The sequence below is a fragment of the Kluyvera sp. EC_51 genome (assembly GCF_019584505.1).
Taxonomy (GTDB): Bacteria; Pseudomonadota; Gammaproteobacteria; order Enterobacterales; family Enterobacteriaceae; genus Kluyvera; species Kluyvera sichuanensis.
In genome coordinates this window covers 63866-87565 of record NZ_VDAG01000097.1, presented here as the reverse complement: position 1 = coordinate 87565, position 23700 = coordinate 63866, and the positions used below count along the sequence as shown (strand labels likewise).

Sequence of the window (23700 nt, the reverse complement as noted above, 5' to 3'; positions counted from 1 at the left end):
GTTCCCACTCAGGCCCCCATACGTATGGGAACCTGAAATGATGAGACAGAGTAATGGCATACTATAACATAGAGAAACGACTAAAATCTGATGGCACTCCACGCTACCGCTGTACTGTGCTAATTAAGGAAAAAGGCGTTATCACATTCAGAGAAAGTAAAACCTTCCCAAAACAGGCGCATGCTAAAACATGGGGATCCCAGAGGGTTATGGAACTGGATCTTTATGGTCTCCCATCATCTGATGATGCAACCGGAATAACAGTCCGTGATTTGTTGCAAAAATACATCAATGATCCAAACGCTGGTGGCAAAGCGGGGCGAACAAAAAGCTATGTTCTTAATATGCTAGTTGACTGCGACATTGCAGCTATCCCCCTGCTGTCTTTAACCGCAAATGACGTCATAGAGCACTGTCGATTGCGAAATAATGCAGGCGCCGGGCCAGCGACCGTAAGCCACGACGTCAGCTATCTTGGAAGCGTGCTTGATTGTGCAAAGCCAGTGTATGGCATCAACTATACTAGCAATCCGGCAAAAGAGGCACGCCCTCACCTCCTCAAATTGGGGCTAATTGGAAAATCAAATCGCCGTAGTCGTCGACCAGCATCTGAAGAATTAGACATGCTGATCGAAGGCCTGAAGCAACGTTCACAAAGGCGGGGATCAAAAATCCCATTCGTCGATATTCTGATGTTTTCGGTTTTATCGTGCATGCGCATTGGCGAGGTTTGTCGTCTGCGATGGGATGATATCGATGAAAAACAAAAATCAGTGCTGGTGAGAGATAGGAAGGATCCACGTAAAAAAGAAGGGAACCACATGAATGTAGCTTTACTCGGAGAAGCATGGGATATAGTCCAGCGCCAGCCGCGTAAGTCAGAGCTAATATTCCCTTATATAAGCAGTTCCGTAACGGCAGGATTCCAAAGGGTAAGAAGTGCTCTTGGAATTGAGGATCTAAGATATCATGACCTTAGAAGGGAAGGCGCAAGCAGACTTTTTGAAGCTGGATTCAGTATAGAGGAAGTGGCCCAAGTTACTGGCCACAGGTCGCTGAATGTACTGTGGCAAGTTTACACAGAGCTATTCCCTAAATCACTTCATGTAAGGCTTGAACAATTGCAAAAGTCCAGAAAAAATGACTAAACAAAAGCCCGTATAAACGGGCTTTTTTTTCATTACATAACTGGGCAATCGTCGAACTCTCCATTCCTGGCATCATTAATGATGTACGTGATCACCCCGAATATAGCGGGTGCAGAACTGTAAGCGTCATCATCTACCGGCAGCGCTTCCCTTCTCCCGTTCTCCAGATTTATCAGATGGGGCTGAGGGTGAGTTCGGTATCGTTTGATCCTGAATTCCCCGTCGATTGCACATATCAGCAGTGAACCATCGCAGGCAGTAAGTGACGCATCCACAACAAGCAACGCTCCCTGGATTATCCCTTCCCTGAAATGTGAACGCGATGCCCGCATGAAATAAGTCGCTGCAGGCTGGCTGATTAACTGCTGATCGAGGGAGATTCGTGTTTCAACATAATCTGCCGCAGGTGAAGGAAATCCCATGATCTGCACTCCTTTTACTGTTTTTATATACAGTAGTTTTAAAGGGCGTGCAGATCAAGTAGCAATGCAACTGTCATATCCGTGCACTACTTTGTACTGAGAAGGCCAACATCAGGAGAACGTATGTTAACTGCACTGTTGATAGGCGGCGTCCTTGCCGTGAGCGTTTTAAGCCTGATTATCCTTTCTGCTGTGCAGGATGTGGCGGATGATTATTAACGCGGGCCCCAGAGTTTCGTGAACAGTCCAGGAGTTCTCAGAGCTTCAAGGTCGCCTGTTTTGCAAATGGCAAATGCATGGCCTGGCATCGGCTTTATTGTAAAGCCAGGATTATCAGGCGACTGCCATTGGGGTTGAGCGGAATCTTGCTTTTCTCTGGCTTCTTTTGTCCCATTTCCGGATTTATACAGGATTAATTCTTTCAGTATCAAACCAAGTAAGTCACCCTCAATCTGGACATCGACTTTCTTTTCTTCTGCTACTGCTGCCAATCTTAATAGGTCGAGCAAAGCTGCTGTGGGGATTGGCTTGTCAGTATCAAAAATAATTGGCTTAGTCATTTTTCCATTGTCAGTAACATTCATATTCACTCCTGTTTAGTTTCTTAAATTGCAGCGATGATGAAGCACAGCAGCTCTTCATAGCGGATGCCATAGCGATTCCCGGCGACCAGTGTCTGAATGGTTTCCTCTGGCTTAACCACCTCTTCCCATGCCTCCCTGAGCACCAGAGGATTTCCATTCCCGTCAACGAGGGTGCTGTATTCTGCCGGGTGAGATATCGTTTCTGCCGGAATGGTCTCATACTGGTCATCCCACTCGTCATAGCAGAGGATGCCGTATTGCTCAGCAACCAGCCCCTCGGACTCGAACGCGGCTTTGACTTCCTGAGCAATTACGCCAAAGTGAAGGCGGGCATCCCCACCTTTTGTCTCAATAGCATCTTTATAACGGTAACGGCGAATGAGAGACTTTAGAGTAATAGCGACGCGCTTTTCCGCTGCATTAATACTAACGACCTTATCCTTCAGTCTTCCATCTGATGTATTGATTGCCCCGGTTCCGGCGTAAACGACAGACGCTCTGTTGGATGGTTTGCCTATTGATAATGTATTGTCGGTTGCCGGATAGAGCGCGGCACTGTCAATGTAAAACTTATCCGCTCCGCTTACACGAAAGTTCATTGTGTCAGTGGCGTGGTTGTAAATGATACCCGCACGGTTTTGCACTGCCGGATTTGCAAACAGTATCGACCCAAAGTTCCCGGCACCCGACCGAATCGTCATCCCCGCATTGCCGCTCATTTCTACAATGAGGTCATCACCATTAAAATGCGCAGGAGTTGCAGGACCAAAATCTGAGGTACGAATGTGGAACGTACCCATGAGATTATCTGGAACAGTGTTAACCCCCAGTCTGCGGGTGTCCATCTTGCCAGCAATAAGAGAGCCTGCAACACCTGAGATATCATGACCGATCGCCAGGCAGTAGCTCGGTGTAAGCGTTGTCGTCGAAATGTTATTCCCGGCCCCCACACCGAGGAATATGTTGAAGTTTGAATCGGTAAAGTTGCTCCCGGCAAACGCCCCAAGATGAATACTGCTATTACCCCGCACAACTTTTACAGCAGACTGGTTGCCTGCAACCAGATTTCGCTGACCTTCCTGCCAGTTTGTTGCAGCAAGATACCCAATCGCCTCCGAAGTATTGACGAATATGGCACTGCGGAAAGCATCCGCGCCATATGCTGTTAATCCATCAACGGCATATGCGCTTGCAGCGGCCCGATAACCTGCCGCCGTCGAGTTTGTTGCCAGAACGGTGCCGTTGAACGTATTTCGCCCGACGCCGACCACGCGCCCGCAATCGGTGGTTTTCGTTGCGAAGTTGTTGAAAGCTGCGATCTTCGCGCCGATCCCTGGGTTGGCCGTTTCAAACCCGCCGTAGTCCCAGCCAGGCTGGCCAGGAAAGAACCCGCCGCTTTCAACTGTGCCGAACCAGTTGTGCCCGTCGCCTTCGGGATCGTTTGTCCCGAGATATTGACAAGAAGTCGTTCCGATAGCAGTGGTTCGTTCACCGTAGCGCATGTGCTGTAGAGAGGTGTTACCGAAGGCCTCACAACGGTCGATTTGTATCGGGTGGACGAGGTTATTTGTGCCGAACAGCGTTGAGCGGTTAATGCTCGTGGCCGCTTCAGGATGCGAACCGATGGAGAGGATAACGTTGAAGTTGCCGTTCCCCCCAACAGGGAAGCCGAGCCCTGCGCCGTAGATCGCATCCTCAGGGGTCATGTAGATGCTGGAGTGGAGGATATCAAGCCCAGGGGTAAAATACGTAAACACCTTGCCACTGAGAGTTACCTTCCCTGGGCCATACACAAGCTCAGCAGGTGCGGTAAGCAGATTGTTCGAGCCAGTAATAAGCTGATATTTATCAGACGACATATCCGCGCGCAGGGCCGCGTCACCCACGCTGACAAAATGCGCCTTGTCATTACCCCAAGAGGTCGTGTCATTACCGGTTGTCGTGAACGGGAGAGCCGTTGCCGCGGTTAACTTCCAGAGCTCATTATCATAATGAATAATCTGGTTGTACTCGGTGATCGTAAGCGGGCCCGCACTGTATTCACCGATAACCTTGTAGCCTGAATCCTGAATAAAAAGGTTAAACCGCTGCTTCTGGGATAAAAGCTGGGTAATGAACTCCTGCTCCATGCCCCACAGGGTTTTCCTGTCACGCCCAAACCGGTCAGTCCATATAGCTGCGGTAATACTGTTTACGGCAAAGTCTGCGTTCTGCGCATTATCGAACAGGTCTTTGGGGTCGGTTGATCCCAGCGGATTTTTTGTGGCGTATTTAGTCATGCTCGCTCCGGGCATAAAAAAACCCGCCGAAGCGGGTTGAGTTTTTTTTGAGGGTTATGCGACATCGCCGGGATAACTGGCATCGTCGAACTGATATTTTCCGGGGTGATACTGGATGGCAGTCACGCTGCTGGTCCCGTCGCTGCCGGGGGTTATTTCCCCAATCAGCGCGTCATATCCCACCCGGGACGACGAACAGAACAGCAGGCGCGGTGGCTCAATGTACGGGCTGTTCATCTCCCATTCATCCGGGGCCAGCGCCGCGCTGTACGGAATGCTCAGGGTGTAATCATCGATGCGGGTCGGCACCTGCAGCGCGGAAGCCCGGCCATCCTGGTGACGGATTACCACACGGGGATTCTGGAAGCTCCAGTCCGGCGGCTCGCTGAGCGTCAGGGTGATGCTGCTGCTGTCATACGTCATATCGGTGATCAGGCAGCTCAGCGTCTGGCTGCCCGGGATGTCGTCGGCCAGAACAATGCGGTCCATATACTGGTAGCAGAGCGCATCCATTTCGGTTGAGGTGGTGTGCTGCAGGCGCTGCAGCTGGTAGCCCAGCAACCGGCGCATCCCGATACGATATGCCCGGTCCTGATCCACCACTCCTTCCAGTTTGTAATTTTCCACTTTCATGGGTGTGGGATTCCCGGCCTGGCGGCACTGAACCGTCTCCTCCGCCCAGGTCGTTCCGTTGACGTAGGTGACATCAACCCCGTCATAATCGTCCTGACTCGGGGCCTTAAACGCGGTCTGCAGCTCTTCGGTAGTCTCCTGGGGGGTGATCATCCCGGTCCAGTTCTTCACCCCCTCCCGTCCGGCAGAAACAAGTCCATCCGACAGCAGGAAGTACCCCATCCCCGCCCCGGTGATGATTTTCAGCACTTCGAGTGCCGACTTGCTGTCGCCTGTCGCCCAGTCGAAAGTCTCCCCGCGGGGCGTCCACCAGGTCTGCTCGAGCGTATCAATCGCGGCGTGGTCAATCTGATCTGAACGAAACCCAAGGGATTCAAGAACGTGATACAGCGCCCCGCTGATGCTGCGCGAAGGGTGTCCGTTATAGAGCCGGGTCGGGATGACGTTAACGCGGCGATCAGACTGGGCCGCCAGGCGGTTGCCGGTACGCACCGTCATCGCAAGGGTGGTTACACCTGCATAGCTGCCCGGGCGCTTACTCAGACGCGAGCGCATCGCCTGCCAGTAAAGGTTATTGACCGTTCTCGACCCGCCAATTTTCGTGGTGCGCCGCACGCGTACTTCATACTGGGCCGCCGCCAGCCCGCTGATACGCCGTGTATAACCGTGTCCGTCTGCGGTTTTGTTGGTGAAGTTATACACCACCTGCGACCAGGCGCCCGCTGAGGCGGCATTGCGGTACTGAACCAGAACCCGCACGGTGTGCGACTGCGGATCCCCGTTCTTTTTGTACTGGATGTGACCATTGGGGAAAATGAAGTTATTTTCGATGGCGGTCGTGGTCTCTCCGTCGGGGCAGGCAAGGAACGGGCCGAGCCAGGCGTAATCATCATTCACGCCGGTGACCTGGGCATCGAGTAGCGTACGCTCGCTAAACCCCGGCCATGCCGGATCCACGGTGACAATATCATCACCACTGGAGTCCTGGGTGACGACCACCCGCTCAATCGTGATGGTCTGATCATCGATATCCGTAATGCGGAACTGGTCGTCAGCGTAGCCGATACCGATCCGCTGGACTCCGTCCGGGATGCCCGTGAACGGCTTACCCGTGGCGCTGTCGTATGCCAGCGTGATATGTGCCTCCACCGCCGCGGTGCCGCCTGTCGATGCCACACCGGTCACATCAACCGGAGCGCTGCCGAAAACGGAGACCGGAAGCGCGCTGTGGCTGATAGTGCCCCCGGCAAACGGGCTGCTCTCCTCGGCAATCTGCAGCTGGCCACCAGTATCGCGCGCGATCAGACCGGAGCCGGTGAGCTGGTTTGAGATGGTGTTAAGCAACCCTGACATGGTGACGTAGTTAGTGATGAGTGACACCGCATAGGTGGTGCCTTTCCAGCCGATCGTGAACGTGACCGGCGTGGCAGTAAAATCATAGGTGATGGGCGCGGCGCTGGCGGTTATGCTTGCCGTCGAGCCACCCACACCCGGCACAGCCGGAACGCCGGGAGCGTAACTGGCAACGGTAAGGTCGTACCCTGACTCATTGAATGTCACCGAAACGGGCATGCCCACGACAGGCAGCAGCTCAGCGACATTGCCATAGATGACACTGTATCCCCCGGTATTGACCACCCGGAACGAATCCGGTGCGACAACCGTGATAACGGTACCCACAACCCAGGAAGCCGGGATCTCAGCCTCCCCGTCGCTGGCTGTAGCCGCAATCAGGGAGATGGTGTTACCGCTCACCAGAATGGCATCAGAGATGATGCTGACCGTCTGTGGGCCGGTTGACCCGAGGTCGAGGCCTGCGGTACCCGAAGTGGTGTTCCCGACCTCGCCGCTGTTGAACCAGTTCTCGGAGCGACTATCTGCCGCAACGCTGGCACCCGGTGGATAGATGGTGGCACTGACATCACTGCCGAACGCGGATGCTGGCGTGGAGCCAATGCGTATCGCCGACGCGGGAAGCGCCATGTCGCCCACGCCAACACATAAAAACATGCTGGTCACGTATTTTTTGGGATCGGCAGAATCGAAGCGAGAAACCGGCTGAACGACGTAATCCGGCCACACCTTATAGCGACCAAAAATCTCGCGGATGGGATCGCCCAGTTTTGCCATATTGGCTTTGGCCGGGTTCAGCTCCAGCTGGTCACCACTGGAAGGCTGGCTGGCACCGCCGGTCTGCATCGTGCTCATCATGTAGATAGAGTACGCTGCCGACGCGACGGCGATAGCTACTGCGGTCCATACCAGCCAGGCGGGAGCTGCCGGCCCGAACGGAACGGGATAAAGTCGCACGTCATCATCCGGGGCAATGATCTGCTTATCCCACTCTCCAGGAGGAATCGATACACCATTCAAATCGAGCGCCACCGGGTGAGTCATATCCGGGCGCCAGCCCTGCACGTTTCTGCAAAACCAGTCAGCTATGGTAGTGCGTGCGTGCTGATGAATCTCCAGCGGTTCGCCTTCAAGCCGGGATGGGTAAATTCGGATCGTCACTTATAGAACTCCACTTTGACGTACTGCCGGATAAAACGCGCCAGCGGCAGGATGGTCACGTTGCGTTTGGGGTTTGCCTCCAGGATATGCAACGCCCCGTTCACGTTGACAGCGATCCCCAGATGCGTGACTAGACCAGCGGTATAACAGGCCGCGACAGCACCCTCTTCCGGCTCGCATTTCTGAACCCTGCTTCGGAAGCTATTGCAGGTGTCATTCATCTGACAGCCTTCGTTAATAACACCCTCAAAAACAGGCCAGTCCGGCAGACCTAGATCGCGCCTCACCTCATGAATTACGCCATAACAGTCGAGAACCGGGTAAGCTCGGCCGCCCATCTGCCATGTAACCGAGAGGTATTTTTCAGGATTAAACCGACCTTCTCTGGAAGATGAATTCTTTTTTGAGGTGTTTGATAAGCTCATCATTAGGCCCCTTAATCTCTTTTCTTCCTCTGCTCGTGTGATTAGATCTGGCTGGTCGTGACATTCATGGTGGATATTACGAGGATTTTCTGACAGCAGCGGATTTCCGGTATTGTATTTAGCCATAATGGTTTCCTACTGGAGGTAACGGAGGCCCGGGAAGTCCGGCAGCGTATAGCGGTAGCGGGGCCACGCCGTATCCAGAATATTCATGTAGCCAGCGGTGATTTGCACCTCCGTCGCCGTCCAGTACCCCTCTTTTATCGCGAGAGCAAAGGGCGGTGTTGCCGGAGATGACAGGTCTGTAGATAAATAGCGCCGAAAGGTCAGCCGGGCATTGCTAAGATTATCCAGCGCATCGCGGATAGCTGTTGAAACAACTCCCTCAATATTGCTGATTGCGAATTTCAGATCCTGTGTGCCATCTGCATTGCGTGCCGGTAAAGCCACATCAATGGCTGATGCCAGGAATGTGGCCTGAGAACCATTCTCCAGGGTGACGGTTACATCATCCCATCCCCGCGTCAGCCAGTAGTCGTGGCCACCGACAGTTATCTGCAACGTATCAATGATGACCTCATCCCCACCACTGGCATAAAGCCGGTTAAGTATTGTCATGCTTCAGGCCACTCCTTATTCAATGCCAGATCGATAATATCCGACCCCGCCACCAGTTCAGGGAACAAACCCCATCCAGGCGGAAGCAGTGGCCGCTCCCACAATTCAAGCTGCGCGCTGTATCGCCAGTACTTAGGTGAAACCAGCGTTGGTCCCTCGTATATGTCGGTGAACCTGCATTTGTAAGATTGCTGACAACCCATCGGCGTTTGCAGCCTCATAAAAAACCAGGCTGCACCATCCGTAAGTGCATCACGAAACCAGGCTTCAAACAGCTGAGCCTGGTTGTGCTTCGTGAAAATCCAGTTCACAGTTGCGATAGTTGGTGTTGACGTATATTTGCGGCGTTGCCGGGCGCGGCCGGATGTAGTTTCAGTTCGCTGTAGGGGGCTGACAGGTTTGAAGCCATATCCATCCTGCAGCGGCATTGGCAGGTAATCATGTGGGTAGACAATAACTGCCATTATCCTCTTCTCCGGTTCGGGTAAACAGACTGCAGCGCCCTGCCGAAATCATTGTCGGGTTTAACAACCTGAGCGGCCATTTCTTTGCGAATCGAAACCACCAGTTGACGGTTTCGCTGGTCGATTGCCTCAAGCGTTGCATCATCAGGTTTTCCGGTAAATGAGTTCTGAATGTTGAAAGTGCCACCGGCATTGGCCTGCCGGGACTGTTGCACCCTCTCCAGGGTCGCATCAAGCTTGGCCGAGGTGCTGGCGGTAACCACTCGCTCTCCTTTTTGCAGCAGCCAGGTTCCTGTTTCCGGCACCCGGTCAATTCCATCGTGCGCCATCCCGGCGAGTGACTGACCTGCTATCAACGCCACTGACGCATAACCAACGGCGCGGATTGCTGTGGCTGCAGGGATCCCCATAATGAGCCCACCTTCCGCCATAGCCTTGGTTGCTGCAAGCTCAGTGTTGATCACTGCCTGCGCCATTGCTGCCGCCTTACTGGCAATAAATAGTGTCTTATAGGCAAGACTACCTTCCTGTCCGATACCCTGCAGCAGCTGCGCCGACTGCCCTGCAAGATCAGAGAACATGGCCAGGCTGGCAGATGTATATCCCGCCTGGATATCCTCTAATTGCGAAGCATTCGTCTTGTTGATTTCAGCAACACGATCCGCATAGGTTTGCTCGTTAATCTCCTTCTGATCGAGCAACTCCTTCTGCATTTCAAGCTGTGTTTCGTACCACTTTTCCAGTTCTTTTTGCGCATCAGCGACTCGAACAAGTTCGCCGCTGGCACCGCCGACGGATGAATCGATACCGCCAAATTTCGGGGCGTCCTGAACCGAAGCTTTCGATATGCGCTCCATCGTTTCGCGATATTGTTCAGTCGCAGGTGCTGCTTCGCGTAACAATTTAATGCGCTCGCGAGTGGTTTTTAGCAGAGCCTCCTCGGGCTTCAGCAGTTCTTGATTCAGGGATTTAAGGCGTTCGACAGCATTAAGATGATCAAGCGCGGCGGAGTTGCGCAGAAGCTCTGTCTTCTGAGTTTCAGATAAAGCCCCCAGTTCACCCTGGGTTACCTGATATTTGGTTTTAGCGAGCTCTGTACTCTGGCCAGCAAGCGCGAGCTGTTCCTGCTGCTGGCTGATGAGGCGCTTGTAAGACTCCTCGAGTTTCTCCGATGTCTTTTGCTCATCAGATTTGGGCGTTTTTTTCTGAGGCTTGCTGGCCTCGTTATTCCGCCAGGCTTCCAGGCTTGTGCCGATGTAATTCTGTCGAGCAGTCTGGAACTCGGGATCGTTGGTGAGGCCAAGAGCGTCAGCAGAAAAACCAAGACGCGCTCGCTCGCGCGCTTCGCCTTTTAGTTTTGATAGCTCCAAGTCCTGCCTTGCCTTCTCTAAAGCATCAGCCTGCTTGCCGCTAATTTCAGCCTGTGGCATTCGCATCGGAGCGGCGGCAAGCCCCTGTCGCGCTATCAGTAAACTATTGCCCAGCCCCAGCAGGCGGTTAAATTCCGTATGCTGGCCATTCATTATCAGCAGTGACTGATAGGCTGCATTCTGCTCGGCGGCCTGCTGGCGAATTAAAGCAACCCTGCGGTTTTCAAGACCCTCAAGCACACTTTGAATGTCCTGAGATTTTGCCTGCATCTGGCCCAGCCGCTCTTGCTCGACTGCCAAAGCCGCGGTGGCATTTTCTAACCCCCGTGTGGCTGTTTCTACAGAGGTTAAGTGGTTGATCATGAAACCACCGCTGGTTGTCGGCCCAGGGTTTGCTAGCACGTACTGATAACCAGCAATTTCTTCTTTAAGACGGTTTACCTTCGATGACTGAACATCCACTAACCGGTTTTGCTCATCAAGAGCCTGCCGGGTTTTAGCCTGATTGTCCGTGGTTTCAGAAAGGCTGAGGTTTTTTGTGCTGGAACGAACCTCTTCGATAGTGGACGCGTATTCCTGCGCGGATCGTCGAGCCTGCTCCTGATTTTGGTACATGGTGTACCATGCACCAGCGCCAAGCATGACCAGACCGGGCACTCCACCGATCAGCCCCAGCGCGCCACCCATCAGTCGCGACCCAACTGCCGTCACGTTATTCAAAGCTCCTTGGGCGGCTGTTCTGGCGGCAATATTACGCCCCAAAGATTGCTGGGCTGCTGAAAGACGCTTTTCCGCTGCAGCTTGAGCATCGGTGCCGCGCGCAGCAGCCACAGCCTGTTGTGCGCGATAGACCGCGGCACGAGCACGTGCTGTAGAGATCTGCGTGCCGCGTACTTGGGCTTCGGCCAAAGCTACTTCGCTTTTTGCCGCGTTCAACACGCCAGCTGTCGCTGACGCGGTACCGGATACTATGCCGCCAAGGTATCTCGCCAGACCAACGGCAACCAGAGCCCCAGCCGCCGATGCGACAGAATCAATATTTTCAGCCAATGAGTCGAGCCCGCCGGCAAGAGAACTGGTCGCACCGCTCGCCTGGTTGGCACCACCGACCCAGGCCATGAAGGCGTTTTCCACACGCTGCGCAGAAGCCGCGACGGTAGCGCCCATCTGGGCACCTTCAGCTCGGACCCTGGATAGCTGACCGAGCAAAGCCGGCATCACAGTGTTTGCCGTAAGCTGTCCGGCCTCCGCCATTGCGCGCAACTGCCCGACGTTAACGCCAAGGCCATCAGCCAGCGCCTGGGCGAACCGCCCACCATTTTCCATGATGGAGTTGAACTCATCGCCGCGCAAAACACCGGAAGCCATGGACTGGCCAAACTGAGTGATCACCGCGGAGGCCTCGCTCGCACCAGCGCCAGAGAGACGGAGCGTTGTGGCCACCAGCTCAGTTACTTTCGCTGTGTCCGCCGCTGTATAGCCCAGTTGCCGCAAAGACGATGACATACGCGAAAACATGTTGGTGTTCGCCTCAACGCTCGTTCCCGTGCGCTGGCTGATATCCATCAGGACCCGCTGGTTCTGAGTGAACTCATCGGCACTGCCCGAGGCAAGTTTCAGGCGGCTATTAAGTTGCGTCCAGGTATCGGCATAGTTGATCAGCTGTTGGGTTGCGAACGCACCAGCAAAAGCCCCACCCAGGCCCATCGCTGCAGATTTTGTTTCATTAAGCTGGGCTGATACTTCTGCCAGCGCACGACGGGTATCTCTCGAAGCTGACGCGGCCTGTCGCCCGCCATTTTGCATGGTTTTGTAGTAATCAGCCCCCATGCGCGAGGCGCGCGCAACCTCCGACTGGAATGACTGAGAGTTGGCAGAGATTTTAATTATTAGCTCACGCAGGGTTGCCATGCGGCCCTCCAATAAAAAAGCCACCTAATGAGGTGGCTTGATTTGCTATGTTGAGTAATTTATTTGATGCACTCGGAGATAGAGCTAACAATATTATCCAATGACATAATTGCTTGATATGGCCCCGCCCCCTCCCAAGTTCCTATATCAAAGAATCCTGTGTTGGGAAAAGCCCCTGTTTCAGTTTGTGCCTGCTGGATATTGCTGAATGTCAAATCAATCTGCTCTGATCGAGGTATTGCATCAAGAGTAAATCGAACAACTCTTTTTATTTGAACAATTCCCGAATCGAATGAGTAGGAAGTATTTCCTTGAACAATAATAGCGCCGGCATCACCCACAGATTCAACAACACCACCGCCATTAACAACTGTCTTACTACCAATATTGTAATAATTACCTGTATATGCGCCAACAAAACTTTTTGATGCATCAGATAAAATTACATCTCGATTAGATACATTCCGAAGAACACATATTTTTATTTTATCCATTGAGGCTTTATTAGTGTTTATTTTAGTGGTGTATTCCTTCAGAAATTCACGTTGCCCATTGTGTTGAGTTTTTAAACCAGTGACGCTGTTTAGCTTAGCATCTCTTTGCTGACCCGCAGAGCAGCCCGCCAAAAACAAAACGGCTATGATACATATGCATTTTTTCATTTAAAAATCCCTATCAATAAAAATGCAATAATAATTGGAACGTGAATTATTGTCACTAAGTAGCGCTTAGAAGTGCCTTTTCCAAAGCCTCAAATGGATCTTGTTTGTCATTTTCGTCCACCGAGCCTGACCACTGGATGACCGCCTCGTCTATCGGAACTTTAACGCCCTGCGCCCCATAGATTGCCGAAACGAGCTGGGCATTATGAATGTCGCCCCGGACATCCCCGACCGGGCTGGTACGATCGTATTCAGCCCACATAAGTAATTCACTTGGAGCCATGGTTTGGCGCAGCTCCGCCAGGGTACGCCCCATCCTCAGAGCCAGCGCCATCAGAAACTTCATGCCCGGCGTTGCTACTTTTTTTTGGCGTCGTCACTGCTGGTTATCAGATCCAGAGCCTGCTTCAGCAGTCTGGAGTGAACCGGACCGTATACGTCCTGCACCTCTTCGGCATCTTCAGGCGTAAAAACAGGCTCCTGATTTTCGTCACAGACCACATCGATAAACAGCGTCACGTCGGCGCGCAGGTTACGCATGGCCTTCTCGGAGACGGAAAGCTCTTCATCGCTCTCTTTAACGATCTCCTGCCAGCGCAGCCAGGCTTCTGCTGATGGTTCACGCAAAATTACCCCGACGCCGCCCCACTCTTTGACGACTTCAGTTTTGTTGCGGAACCCGGACAGTCTGGCCAGCGCCAGCTCGCGAATATTTTTACCCATGTAATTTATCGCCGGTTACCCGGCGCTCCGGTTAACTAATTTCGACGTCACAAACGGTAGACACGATGGTCGTGCCGACAGCATCGGTTACGATCACCTGTCGGTGTCCGCTTTCTTCCGCCTGAGCGTTATTAAAATCAATGGAGGTTGTGGTATTACCCAGACCGGAATGAGCGCCATTTTCATACCAGTCGAGTCGGTACGGCGGCACGCCCCCGGTAACCGCTACGCTAATAGAAAAGTTATCGCCAACCTCCGCAATTTTTGTCGCTGGAAGATCGGTAGTAAACGCCAGAGCAACAGCGGGCGGGGCCGTAATTCGGGTGAGTTTACCTTTCAGGCGTAGCGCGAATGTAGCGGCAACCACACCGTTGGTACCGGAAGACCACGTGTGCTGGCGAACCTCAGCAAAAAACTGAAAACCAACACCGGATGGAAAAATGATGCGAAAGCCATACACAGTGTCATTATCGTAAGCGTCACGCAGTGCTGCCTGCCCTGGACTTTCTTTGAAGTTCCCTGAGAGGGATATCTCGGAAGCTGCCGCCAGCCCGTTGATGTTCTCCTGCTCATCGGAACAAAGCACAGTAACATCAATATCCTGTTTCTGCCCCGCAGTGAACTGCGCCTCCTTAAGCGTGCATTCCAGCGGGAGGAAGGTGGCTGTGCCTACCGTAGTAGGAGTTGCAGGTACCGAAGTGATTTGTATCTTCGTGCCCTGCGATTTTTCGTACTGAGAGCTCATCAGCTTTCTCCTGAAATAAAAAATCCCGCCGTAGCGGGTGGGTATGTTTAGGTCCGATCAGACGGTGATCTGAAATTCAAGCGTGGCCCGATAAAGCGCCGCATCAGGTTCAAAACCGTTAATTTCGTTCAGCCCGACAGGATGCAGATCGGCAAGAGCTGCTTTAACCTGGTCGCGTAAAGTCCGGGCATCATCAATCGACCTGGCCCAGGCATCAATCTGTACCGTGCAGGCTGTCTCGGCCGGACCGGCAAATACGTCCTCACTGGCTGAAGAGGGCAGCAGGTAGATCACCCACGGTGCGGATGTTCCCTGCGGTGCCACGTATGGAAACACGTTGCCACCTGCCAGCGCGCTGAGGCGTGGATAGATATCGGCTTCGGTCATTTCGACAGTACCTCGTCGATAGCCTGATTCATTCGCGCCAGCGCCGCCTGCGTAGCTTCCTCCTGCCGGGTGTCAAACGCAGGACGAACAAAGGGGTGCGCTGGCATACTCGATGTCCCCAGCTCCACAAACCGCCAGTAAAACGCGTTGCGCGGATTGTCGGCCTTCATTGTATTATCGCTGTTGCCAGTGTCCGGATTGACTCCCCGGATATGTACGCCGGAAGTGATTTCGCCGCGGCGGCGTCCTTTCTGGGTCACCACCACCACGTTTTTTTTCATTTTGCCGGTTTTGACTGGCGCGAGATTTTCTACTTCTTCTTTCAGAACCTGAGCGCCCGCTCGGGTGGCATCACGCAAAACCTTGTTATTTTCTGCCCGGCTGAGCGTTTCCAGATCCTTAGCGATGTCGGCCAGGCCGGAGAAATCAAGACTTGTTGAGATCACTGCTTCACCCCCTTCTCACAAAGCAACTCCAGGCGTGTCCCGTTTTCGGCAGAAATAGCCGACTGAATGTCGTATATCTCGCCGTTACCGGTTGGTGGCAGATGAACGGCGCGCCAGCCTGTGGATACCGGAATGCCGGGATAGCGACGCATCCAGATCCGTGTTGTGGTGCTGCTTACCTCAGCCCCACCCTCTATCCTCTCTCGGCCGGACACGTCCGCGACCTCAGCACGTACTGAAGCCACATCCACCCAGCCAGTGGCAGGCTGCCCGGAAGGCAGGCGCCCAGACGCTGGCTTTTGTAACGTAACCCGGTGTCGTAGCCATCCCGCTTTCATACGCCATATATCCGGTAGGGTTGAAGAAGCGCTTCGGTGGAGAACGCAAGCGCAGAAGTTACGTTACCTACGTTTACAGCTTCACGGTTTGCGTACCAGTGACCGATAAGCAGCAGCATAGCCATTTCGATATCTTCGCCATAAAGCAACCGATCTGGGTCAGCAAGATAGTCAGGATCATCGGCAGTGTCATAAAGCCGGCGGCGGGTCCACGTTTCGACGTACCGCGCCGCAGCCTTAATACTGGTAGCGATCCAGATATCGTCTTCCGTGAAATCCTGCTCAATGTTGCAGTGGCGCTTAACCTGCTCTTTGGTCAGCATGCGCGCCCCTTACTTGCCTTTACCCTTGCCTTTCGGCTCAGGGTCTTTTTCCGGATCCGGCTTCCTGGCGCCGGGCTCTTCGGCGTAACCGCGGTTTACAAGCTCGCGGCCGTGCTGCTCCAGCGTCTCGAACTCGGTGCCTTCGGTAAGCACGTTGCCTTCAAAGTAGATGGGCTTGATAGCAATCAGCTTCATGGCTGTCTCCTTTAAGGAAAAAGAAAAGCGGCCCGCAGGCCGCCATTAAGGTTTACGCACCGCCACCAGCAGCAGGCGCAGTGAAGGATCCGTAGATGAACGCTTCCGGCCGTTTCACGGCCAGCGCCAGACGCTCTTCGCAACGAATCGAGATCATGTTTTTCTCGAAGTCGTCGGCGTTCTCAGTGGAGATCACAACGTTAGCATCCTCACGGTCGAACAGCTGGGCCGCGGCGTTAAACGCACCGGTCAGGAACTTGCCCTGGAATGCTGCGGCCTCAGTGGCCACAACCGGCAGGCCCCACAGGGTAGGACCGGTCAGCGCCGCCGGGTTCGCCAGAATGTAGCGACCCAGCGTGTCTTTGGTGAGCTCAATCTTCGCCCAGTCAATGAAGTGCAGGACGTGGCCGGAAGCCGGGAAGCGCGCCAGCTGCGCCTGAAGCATCGCGAGACGGAGATCATCAATACCGTTCTGCTGCTCAACCGTAAAGGCAGCGTCGTATGCAGAAGCCTGCGGCACGATGCCTTTCAAGTGCGCGCCGGTACCGTCGCCAAAGAGAATTTCCTGCTCTTCCACATATTTCAGGCCGTAACGCATCTCGGCATCGATGGTGGACTGCAGCTGTGCAAAATCATCCAGGATCTGCTTGGACGCTTTGAACATATGCGCGATGGTAGTCACCGGGGTGATCTGCGTGGCGAACTGGATGTCGCTGTATGGCTTAGCTGTGCCTTCAGGCACAACCTTCGCCGCATTGGTAAAGCCAGTCTGCTGCACCCAGAAGATAGCCGGTGCAGAGGTGCGGCCCGGGGCAATCAGATCCCGGATGAAGAGACGCTGCTTCGGCGCGGTATCAATACCCGGCAGGCGCTGAGGCTCAACCACACCGGTTGCCACGTCAGTGGAGATCAGCGCAGCATTCACCGGAACGCTGACGCGCTTCCCGCCTTCAACGCTTGCCGCGAACGCTTTCAGCGCTTCACTGCTGATAACGGTCTGGCCAACGGACTCGATCACCTTTGCAGCATTCGCCAGCGGCATCTGAGCAACCTGCTGCTCAAGTTCGCCGAGCGCCGCCTTAAGCGTTTTCTCAGCATCTTTAAGAGCATTAAATTCCACTGCCATTTTGTCGACGGTATCTTTGGTTGCCGCTGACAACTCGCCGTTTTTCTTTGCTTCTTTCAGGGCTTCTTCTGCCTTAGCATTGAATTTGCTGGTCGCATCTTCAATGCTAGCGCTAACTTTTTTCAGGATTTCATTTACATCAGACATAACATCTCCGTTTTACTGGGCAGCCGCTTTCAGGCCGCTGAGTGCGGCTTCCAGTCGGTCAATAGTTTCGTTTTCGATGGTGGTAGCGCTCGGCGTACCTTCAGGGGAGGCAGCAGCGCCTGGCTTGCTGCCGGATAAGGCTTTGAGGAGTTTTCGACGCTCCGATCGCGGCGTATTGGTTTTGGCCAGCAGGGCATCAAGCTTGCGCAGCGCAGCTGCCGGGCTGTCGTCGTCGTCGGCAATTTCATCAGCTGAGAGAAGGCTGTCAGCAAAGCCCTTCTCCACTGCTTCACTGCCGCCGATATAGGTTTCGCCGTCCATCATCGCATCGACGGTAGCGGCATCGAGACCGCTACGCGCCTGGTAGATATCGCTCATCGCTTTATCAAACGGCTCCATATCTACGGCTATCTGCGCCAGGTCGTGACGGTTACCCATCGCATATACCCAGCAGTTGTGGATCATCAGGAACGCGCCGCGGCCGATCTGGACATCGTCACCGGCCATCGCGATAACCGACGCAGCAGAGGCTGCCAGGCCGAGAACCTTAACGGTGACTCTGCCTTCGTACTCACGCAGCAGGTTGTAAATCGCCAGGCCTTCGAACATGTCGCCGCCCGGGCTGTTGATGTTAACCGTAACGTCAGCGCCGCCGAGCGAGCGCAGCGCACCAGCAATGCGGCTGGCTGTCACACCTTCACCCCAGTAATCAGCACCGATCACGTCGAAGATGGAAATGCTGTTATCACCTTCGCGGGCGGCGCGGATGCCACCGTTCCAGCGCTCCATTGCCGCAGCCGGCAGATCAGGTTTTTCGCGCGCAAAAGGTCGCCCCTCCGGCGCAGCCGGAAGGCTTTTAATCGTCATGGATGCTCCTAAGCCGCTTTTTTCAGCGGTGACTGTTCGAAGGGAATATCGGGGAATACGTGGTTATGGACCTGCCGCAGCGCGAATGCCTGTGCGGCCTGGCTGTTCTGCTTCAGATCTTCGAGTGGCGTCAGGTTGAGCTGCACTGTGTAAATATCACCGCCCTCGATAGGTGGCATATTTTCCAGGCGGCGCACGTCGTTGCGGGACATCCAGCCATTCTGCAGCGCACTGGTGTAGTAAGCCGCCCGGCCAGCGCTGTCAGCGCGCAGCAGCCCTTCTACTGAGAACTCGGCAAAGAGGTCCTCTTCACCGTTCAGCAGGCAGCGGGAGATCTCCTGTTCAATATTCACCAGCAGCGGGCGCAGCGTATGCGTCAGGAACTGGAGGTTCATTCCCTCGAGACTCGAAGCCCAGCTGCTTTGCTTTGACGTGTGCCCGACCATAAACGGCGGCACGCGGAACCAGCGGCAAATTTCCTCAATACTGAAGGAGCGGGACTCAAGCATCTGCGCAGCCTCGGGGTTCATCGTGACGTTCTGGTATTTCAGCCCGCCCTCAAGGACCATAATTTTCCCGGCATTCCGGGAGCCAGCAAAAGCCTTCATATAACCGCGAAGCCGCTCGCGCTGTTCGTCATTGAGCGCTTCATCAGCTGAAAGAAATCCTGAGCTTTGCAGTCCGTTCTCAAAAATCTTAGCCGCTGACTCTTCAACTGCCATCGCCGCGCCGATCACATCACGGCCCGTCATCATAGGCATCATGCCGCAGACACCATCAAGGCCGAACCCGCGAATATGCATCAGTTTTTTTTCAGGGATGATTCGCTTCTTGCCGTCTTCGGTGTATGTGTACTCAAGCCTGCCCGTTTCCAGCCGCTTCACTACCATATTCTGGGGCAGAAGCGGCACCAGAGACACCAGCTTGCTGCCGATAAAAAGCTTTTCAACGAATGCATTGCCGCGCAGGCAGATGCTCGCCACAACCATCAACATAAATCGGGATGGCGTCATCTCAAGGTTCGGACGGCGGCACAGAACCTGATACACAGGATGATCCTGCGCCAGCTTGCGCGAGCCGTCAGCCTGTCGGGTGTAGATCTTGACTGGCAATGTAGAAACAGACTCGCTCAGGAGCCGGACGCAGGACCAGACCGCTGAAAGCCGTATCGCTTTATCTGCTGTAACCGCTTTGCCGCTACTGCTCATGCCGTACCATTCCTGCCAGAACGTCCCAGTAGTCAGGCTGATGGGCACGCCCAGCCAGTTGAGCAAGGCGCTTTTCACCTTCCCCGGCTGCTTATTTTTATTCATCAGAAACCTACCATGATGGGGTTATCAAAGAAGCCTTTCAGACTCTGCCGCGTCTCCGGCAGCATGGCCCGGCCGATATCCATGATCAGGGCGGTGGCCCCGTCAATTTTGTTCTCGCTGTGCTCTTTGATAGGTCGCACAACATCATCGTTACCAGGCAGGTGCTTGCCCACCACGTTCGAAATACACCACGTCAGTATAGGGTGGCCGTCATGATGGAAGCGCCCGGCCTCTATCGCGGCCTCAAGCTCTTTCATCGGATCTGACATATTGGTGTAGTTCTGGACGATGGTTATTGGGCTGAGACCCTCATCGGCCAGATGGTGGGACAGGTTCGTGGCGCCGTGGGGGTCAATGGCTGATTCCTCTACCGGGTTCTGCCGGTTGACTGCCTTGGCCTCCTCCAGGATGACGCGGTAGTCGATCTCTGCACCTTCGGTTACCTCCAGGTGGCCGGAGTTCACCCACTTCTGGAAGCGTTCAGCAGTACGCTGATGATCGGTGTCGGTGCTGTATACCGTGTCATAGGGCACCCAGAACTTAGGCGCTATACAGTAATAGTGCCGCCTGCCATCAATATCACGTGTGAAGATCCGCACCATGCTGTTCATGTCGAGCTTTCGCGCCAGGTCGAACGAGAGGTAGCAAGGCTGACCTTCAAACTGCTCGATCGTCAGCGTCTCATCCTCGCAGTTGCGCCAGCTGACCAGGTTGAAGTAAGCCGCCCGGGCTGATACCCAGATGTTCAGATGCTTGGTTTTGAAAACGTTGGCCTGGCGGGCGTTGTTCATGGCCCGCTTCTGCTGGCTCAGCAGGAAATCGCTGTAGACTGAAATACCCATGTTGGGGTTCGCTTTGCGCAGCACCGCCGGATCGGTCCAGTCGTCACCCTCGTCAACCGTGTAAATCACACCGAAGAGCTCATCGTTAGGTACCGTGCCGTTCAGCATTTCAATTACTTCCCGGCGCTTGTCGTAGCACGGCCCCTCAATGTTGTAGCCAGCGGTGGTGATGGCCCACATCAGCGGCTGACGCCGGGCGCCCATACCTGTCAGCATGGTGGTGTAGAGCGCGTCGGTATCGTGTTCGTGGTATTCATCCACTATCGCGCAGCTCGGAGACGCGCCATCGCCGGGGTTGCCGATCAGGGGTTCAAGACGCGCGCCGTCTTCCGGCCGGTTCATGTTGGAGGCGTTCACCTCCACGCCAAAGGCATCACATAGCGCAGGGGTACGCTTACACATCAGGCGCGCCGGGCGGAACACCTCCCAGGCCTGCTTTTCCGTCGTGGCGCCGGAGTAAACTTCCGCGCCAAACTCGTCGTCACAGGTGAAGCAGAAGAGCGCCACCCCGGCGGAGATTGCTGACTTACCATTCTTGCGCGGGATCTCGGTATAGACCTCACGGAACCGCCGCAACTTTGTACCCTTCCGCACCCAGCCGAACGCCGAGCAGACGATAAACAACTGCCACGGCTCCAGGGTGATGGGCATGCGTTTGAAGGCCCATTCGCCTTTCGTATGCGGCAGGAGCTGGATAAACTTTGCCGCCTTTTCTGCCAGGTCTTTATCGAACCGGTAGAGAAACTTCTTCGTTTTCTCTTTCGCCAGATCATCGAGATGCCGCTGGCACGCATCGATGACGTAGCGGCACGCCACAGTTTTCCCCCGGACGATGTCGCGGGCATACTGATTTGCGGCGTTCACGTTGGGGTAGGCTTTGCGTGTCATAGATTTTTAAAGGGATTATCCGACTGTTTTTTATTAGCCCCAATCAGGCGCTGCCTGCTGCTGGGGTCCAGCCCGAGCATGCCTCCGAAGGAGGCCATCTGCCGCATTGCTTCATTCAGCACGGTCAGCGCCGGGTTCTTGATCACACCGCCCATAGCGCCGGTTACGGTGATTCCATTTTTAGCAACGTCTACCTGCGCAGCGCGGGCGTTGGCATAGGCCACACAAAACATTTCGAGGTTGTGTAAATCCGTGGCGCACAAAACCTCCTGCGCACACAGCTCTTTAGAGACCATTCTCCACATTGTCGCAGCAGATTCGCTGAGCCACTCGGGCGGGTCAACGCCAGTTATGGGTGTGAAGGAAGGCTCTTCTTTATTGAGGGCGCGCTTACCCGGATTACCTGCCAGCAACTTCCGGGCGGTCGGCTTGGCGCGGCGTCCGGATCGGCCCGTCGCTCCAGCCATAGACGCTCCAGTTAAATTTTATATTTCGCGGGTGTAAAAATCTGACTGAGGCGGCGGTCCTTAGCAGGCATGGCCCTGAACTTTAATCCCGCCCTCCCCATTGATGAGAATAGATATAATTAACATTGAAATGATTGCATTTAAATCATTTCTCATCATGCCGTTACGAATCGCTCTCACTCAGTTCTATCCTGATCGGGTTCTCGTTCATGTTGGCATCAAGGCTAAAGACGGCGGTGATACTGGGCATGCAGGCCGGCTCGGTGTTTACTGTTGTACTCAACTGCTGGCTGAGCAACACGCCATCTACTGCGACGCCATAGCCCATCAAGATCTGGCCGCGATAGATATGAGCCAGTTGCACTTTCTTCTGCTTCACCTGTTTCTCTCCGTTGCTGTCTTGCGCTTATGGCATGGCCAGCACAACGATTCGAGATTGCTGTCTTCGTCTGTGCCGCCGTGAGCTTTCGGGATGATGTGGTCGACGGTTTCAGCCGGGCGAGGTCTGCCGTTGCGCAGGCACTGCTGGCAGATGTGTCGATCACGCTTAAGGATGCGGACGCGGATGATATCCCACTTACTGCCGTAGCCACGCTGGTGGCGGCTCAGGCCGCGCTGATGCTGCTGCCATCCTTCATTACGGTGGGTTTCGCAGTAGCCAGAACGATCCGTAGTTGTGCCAGAGCAACCTCGCTTACGGCATGCTCTGGGAATAGCTGCGGGCATGGTTGTCGCTCCAATAAAAAAGCCACCAGCAGATGCCAGTGGCTTAGATGTGATGTGGTGGCCGGCACTGATCTCCGGCTTGCTTTGTCTACGCACCTAATGGTCGGTTCACCCTCAAAGCGCATCCCGCTCTGCTCCCATCAGTCTGGGTATTCACCACAATTCGGCATTATCACAGGCACTCAGTGAATGCCTGCTGTAATACCTTAACCCCTACAGGGGATATTTGTGATTTATCCCCTGTAGCCATTACGATGGGTCTGCAACGGTGATGGCAATAAAAAACCGCCCGAAGGCGGCAAAATTAGCGTTTCGCATTTGCGTCAGATTATTACCCACAGTTATTGTGTAGTTGCTTCATGTCGTAGTGATGTACGGCGAAAAAGCACTCAATAGAATAAAAGGAATTAATGATGAAAATCGAAAACATGCTGGTCAAAGACCGAACCTGTGGATCCTGCTCAGTTTGCTGCATTTCATTACTGATAGACCAGCCAACATTGAAAAAACAAGCAGGCGTTCCATGTGCAAACCTTAGGCCACAAGGAGGTTGTTCTATCTATCCTGATAGGCCGCCGGTATGCAAAACATGGCATTGTGGATGGAGGATGTTTCCACTTAGTCCGTCAATGAGACCAGATAGAAGCAATGTCCTCATAAAATATGAACAAGAAAATATAAATTTTGTTTCATTTTCTCCAGTGGATAACACCGAAGTTTCCGCCCTATTAAAAGATGAAGTTCTTGAAATAATTTGCGGATTTATAGCGCAGGGCGTTCAAGTTGCTTTATCAGTGCCTACTAGACAAGGGTATTGCAGCTTCAGAGATATCATTAATGAACACATGAAAGAGGCTGTAATGAGTCGAAGTAAAATTAAAGCGCACCAAACAATGGCCTATCTAATTGCCATTTTCTCTAATCAAAAAACAGATCCGATAAGGACGGTCGGCTAAGTGGTTATTATTTTTCAGCGCATAAGAATGAATAATTAAACTCTATCCGCTCTAATTTAATTATATCTTCGTGAGTAATATTAACGGGCTCCATAAGCCCGTTATCACTTCTATTGAGAATCATACAACCATCAGATTCCTTCACAATTAAATTATAATCTCCCTCTGTTTTTTCTATTCT

At 53.8% G+C, this 23700-nt stretch carries 26 protein-coding genes; 2 read left to right on the top strand and 24 right to left on the bottom strand.

What is annotated here, in order from left to right; all coding sequences use genetic code 11:
* Nucleotides 1-53 precede the first annotated feature (53 nt).
* Entirely contained in the window at nt 54-1148 is a 1095-nt protein-coding gene (locus FHC49_RS18210; RefSeq protein ID WP_149911819.1) for a site-specific integrase, read from the top strand.
* Nucleotides 1149-1180: 32 nt separating this feature from the next.
* Here the strand turns inward: FHC49_RS18210 and FHC49_RS18205 are convergent, their stop codons facing one another.
* From FHC49_RS18205 to FHC49_RS18090, 24 genes are all read right to left on the bottom strand, one after another.
* Complete coding sequence (locus FHC49_RS18205; protein ID WP_118263062.1) at nt 1181-1570, bottom strand: S24 family peptidase; 390 nt, start codon at nt 1568-1570, stop codon at nt 1181-1183.
* 215 nt (nt 1571-1785) lie between these two features.
* Nucleotides 1786-2154, bottom strand: coding sequence for a hypothetical protein (locus tag FHC49_RS18200; RefSeq protein ID WP_220440508.1), 369 nt, complete (start codon nt 2152-2154; stop codon nt 1786-1788).
* 20 nt (nt 2155-2174) lie between these two features.
* Complete coding sequence (locus tag FHC49_RS18195; protein ID WP_220440507.1) at nt 2175-4433, bottom strand: tail fiber domain-containing protein; 2259 nt, start codon at nt 4431-4433, stop codon at nt 2175-2177.
* A gap of 54 nt (nt 4434-4487) precedes the next feature.
* Nucleotides 4488-7580: a host specificity factor TipJ family phage tail protein gene (locus FHC49_RS18190; protein WP_220440506.1), complete on the bottom strand. Its 3093-nt coding sequence runs from the start codon at nt 7578-7580 to the stop codon at nt 4488-4490.
* Nucleotides 7577-8131, bottom strand: coding sequence for a hypothetical protein (locus FHC49_RS18185; RefSeq protein ID WP_370631773.1), 555 nt, complete (start codon nt 8129-8131; stop codon nt 7577-7579). The genes FHC49_RS18190 and FHC49_RS18185 overlap by 4 nt, the downstream gene beginning before the upstream one ends.
* Nucleotides 8132-8140: 9 nt before the next feature.
* Nucleotides 8141-8623, bottom strand: coding sequence for a DUF1833 family protein (locus tag FHC49_RS18180; RefSeq protein WP_137503528.1), 483 nt, complete (start codon nt 8621-8623; stop codon nt 8141-8143).
* Entirely contained in the window at nt 8620-9087 is a 468-nt protein-coding gene (locus tag FHC49_RS18175) for a hypothetical protein (protein ID WP_220440505.1), read from the bottom strand. Before FHC49_RS18175 ends, FHC49_RS18180 begins: the two co-directional genes overlap by 4 nt.
* On the bottom strand, nt 9087-12368 hold the full coding sequence (locus FHC49_RS18170; RefSeq protein WP_220440504.1) for a phage tail tape measure protein: 3282 nt from the start codon (nt 12366-12368) through the stop codon (nt 9087-9089). The genes FHC49_RS18175 and FHC49_RS18170 overlap by 1 nt, the downstream gene beginning before the upstream one ends.
* Before the next feature lie 59 nt (nt 12369-12427).
* Nucleotides 12428-13030, bottom strand: coding sequence for a hypothetical protein (locus FHC49_RS18165; protein WP_220440503.1), 603 nt, complete (start codon nt 13028-13030; stop codon nt 12428-12430).
* Between the two features lie 55 nt (nt 13031-13085).
* Entirely contained in the window at nt 13086-13376 is a 291-nt protein-coding gene (locus FHC49_RS18160) for a DUF4035 domain-containing protein (protein ID WP_220440502.1), read from the bottom strand.
* A gap of 11 nt (nt 13377-13387) precedes the next feature.
* Nucleotides 13388-13753: a phage tail assembly chaperone gene (locus tag FHC49_RS18155; protein ID WP_220440501.1), complete on the bottom strand. Its 366-nt coding sequence runs from the start codon at nt 13751-13753 to the stop codon at nt 13388-13390.
* Nucleotides 13754-13784: 31 nt separating this feature from the next.
* Complete coding sequence (locus tag FHC49_RS18150) at nt 13785-14498, bottom strand: phage tail protein (protein WP_220440500.1); 714 nt, start codon at nt 14496-14498, stop codon at nt 13785-13787.
* A 57-nt stretch (nt 14499-14555) separates the two neighbouring features.
* Nucleotides 14556-14885: a DUF3168 domain-containing protein gene (locus FHC49_RS18145; protein WP_220440499.1), complete on the bottom strand. Its 330-nt coding sequence runs from the start codon at nt 14883-14885 to the stop codon at nt 14556-14558.
* Entirely contained in the window at nt 14882-15331 is a 450-nt protein-coding gene (locus FHC49_RS18140) for an HK97-gp10 family putative phage morphogenesis protein (protein WP_097496087.1), read from the bottom strand. The genes FHC49_RS18145 and FHC49_RS18140 overlap by 4 nt, the downstream gene beginning before the upstream one ends.
* The gene (locus FHC49_RS18135) at nt 15328-15669 is read right to left on the bottom strand and encodes a phage head closure protein (protein WP_220440498.1); all 342 of its coding nucleotides are present in this window, start codon (nt 15667-15669) and stop codon (nt 15328-15330) included. The genes FHC49_RS18140 and FHC49_RS18135 overlap by 4 nt, the downstream gene beginning before the upstream one ends.
* The gene (locus FHC49_RS18130; RefSeq protein WP_097455186.1) at nt 15666-15992 is read right to left on the bottom strand and encodes a head-tail connector protein; all 327 of its coding nucleotides are present in this window, start codon (nt 15990-15992) and stop codon (nt 15666-15668) included. Before FHC49_RS18130 ends, FHC49_RS18135 begins: the two co-directional genes overlap by 4 nt.
* A gap of 9 nt (nt 15993-16001) precedes the next feature.
* A complete protein-coding gene (locus tag FHC49_RS18125) occupies nt 16002-16187 on the bottom strand; it encodes a hypothetical protein (protein WP_097455187.1) in 186 nt (61 codons plus the stop codon).
* Nucleotides 16188-16239: 52 nt separating this feature from the next.
* Nucleotides 16240-17460 (bottom strand): phage major capsid protein, encoded by a 1221-nt coding sequence (locus FHC49_RS18120; protein ID WP_220440497.1) that lies wholly within the window; start codon nt 17458-17460, stop codon nt 16240-16242.
* Between the two features lie 12 nt (nt 17461-17472).
* Nucleotides 17473-18327 carry a head maturation protease, ClpP-related gene (locus tag FHC49_RS18115; protein ID WP_220440496.1) on the bottom strand — a complete coding sequence of 285 codons (855 nt, stop codon included), beginning with the start codon at nt 18325-18327 and terminating at the stop codon, nt 17473-17475.
* Nucleotides 18328-18335: 8 nt separating this feature from the next.
* Complete coding sequence (locus FHC49_RS18110) at nt 18336-19640, bottom strand: phage portal protein (protein WP_220440495.1); 1305 nt, start codon at nt 19638-19640, stop codon at nt 18336-18338.
* Entirely contained in the window at nt 19640-21370 is a 1731-nt protein-coding gene (locus FHC49_RS18105) for a terminase large subunit (RefSeq protein ID WP_220440494.1), read from the bottom strand. Before FHC49_RS18105 ends, FHC49_RS18110 begins: the two co-directional genes overlap by 1 nt.
* Nucleotides 21367-21837 carry a phage terminase small subunit P27 family gene (locus tag FHC49_RS18100; protein WP_220440493.1) on the bottom strand — a complete coding sequence of 157 codons (471 nt, stop codon included), beginning with the start codon at nt 21835-21837 and terminating at the stop codon, nt 21367-21369. The genes FHC49_RS18105 and FHC49_RS18100 overlap by 4 nt, the downstream gene beginning before the upstream one ends.
* A 163-nt stretch (nt 21838-22000) precedes the next feature.
* Nucleotides 22001-22216: a hypothetical protein gene (locus FHC49_RS18095; protein ID WP_097455193.1), complete on the bottom strand. Its 216-nt coding sequence runs from the start codon at nt 22214-22216 to the stop codon at nt 22001-22003.
* Nucleotides 22213-22563, bottom strand: a complete 351-nt coding sequence (locus FHC49_RS18090) for an HNH endonuclease (protein ID WP_220440492.1) — start codon at nt 22561-22563, stop codon at nt 22213-22215. The genes FHC49_RS18095 and FHC49_RS18090 overlap by 4 nt, the downstream gene beginning before the upstream one ends.
* A 410-nt stretch (nt 22564-22973) precedes the next feature.
* Between FHC49_RS18090 and FHC49_RS18085 the strand changes: the two genes are divergently transcribed.
* Entirely contained in the window at nt 22974-23519 is a 546-nt protein-coding gene (locus FHC49_RS18085) for a YkgJ family cysteine cluster protein (protein ID WP_220425242.1), read from the top strand.
* Nucleotides 23520-23700 lie beyond the last annotated feature (181 nt).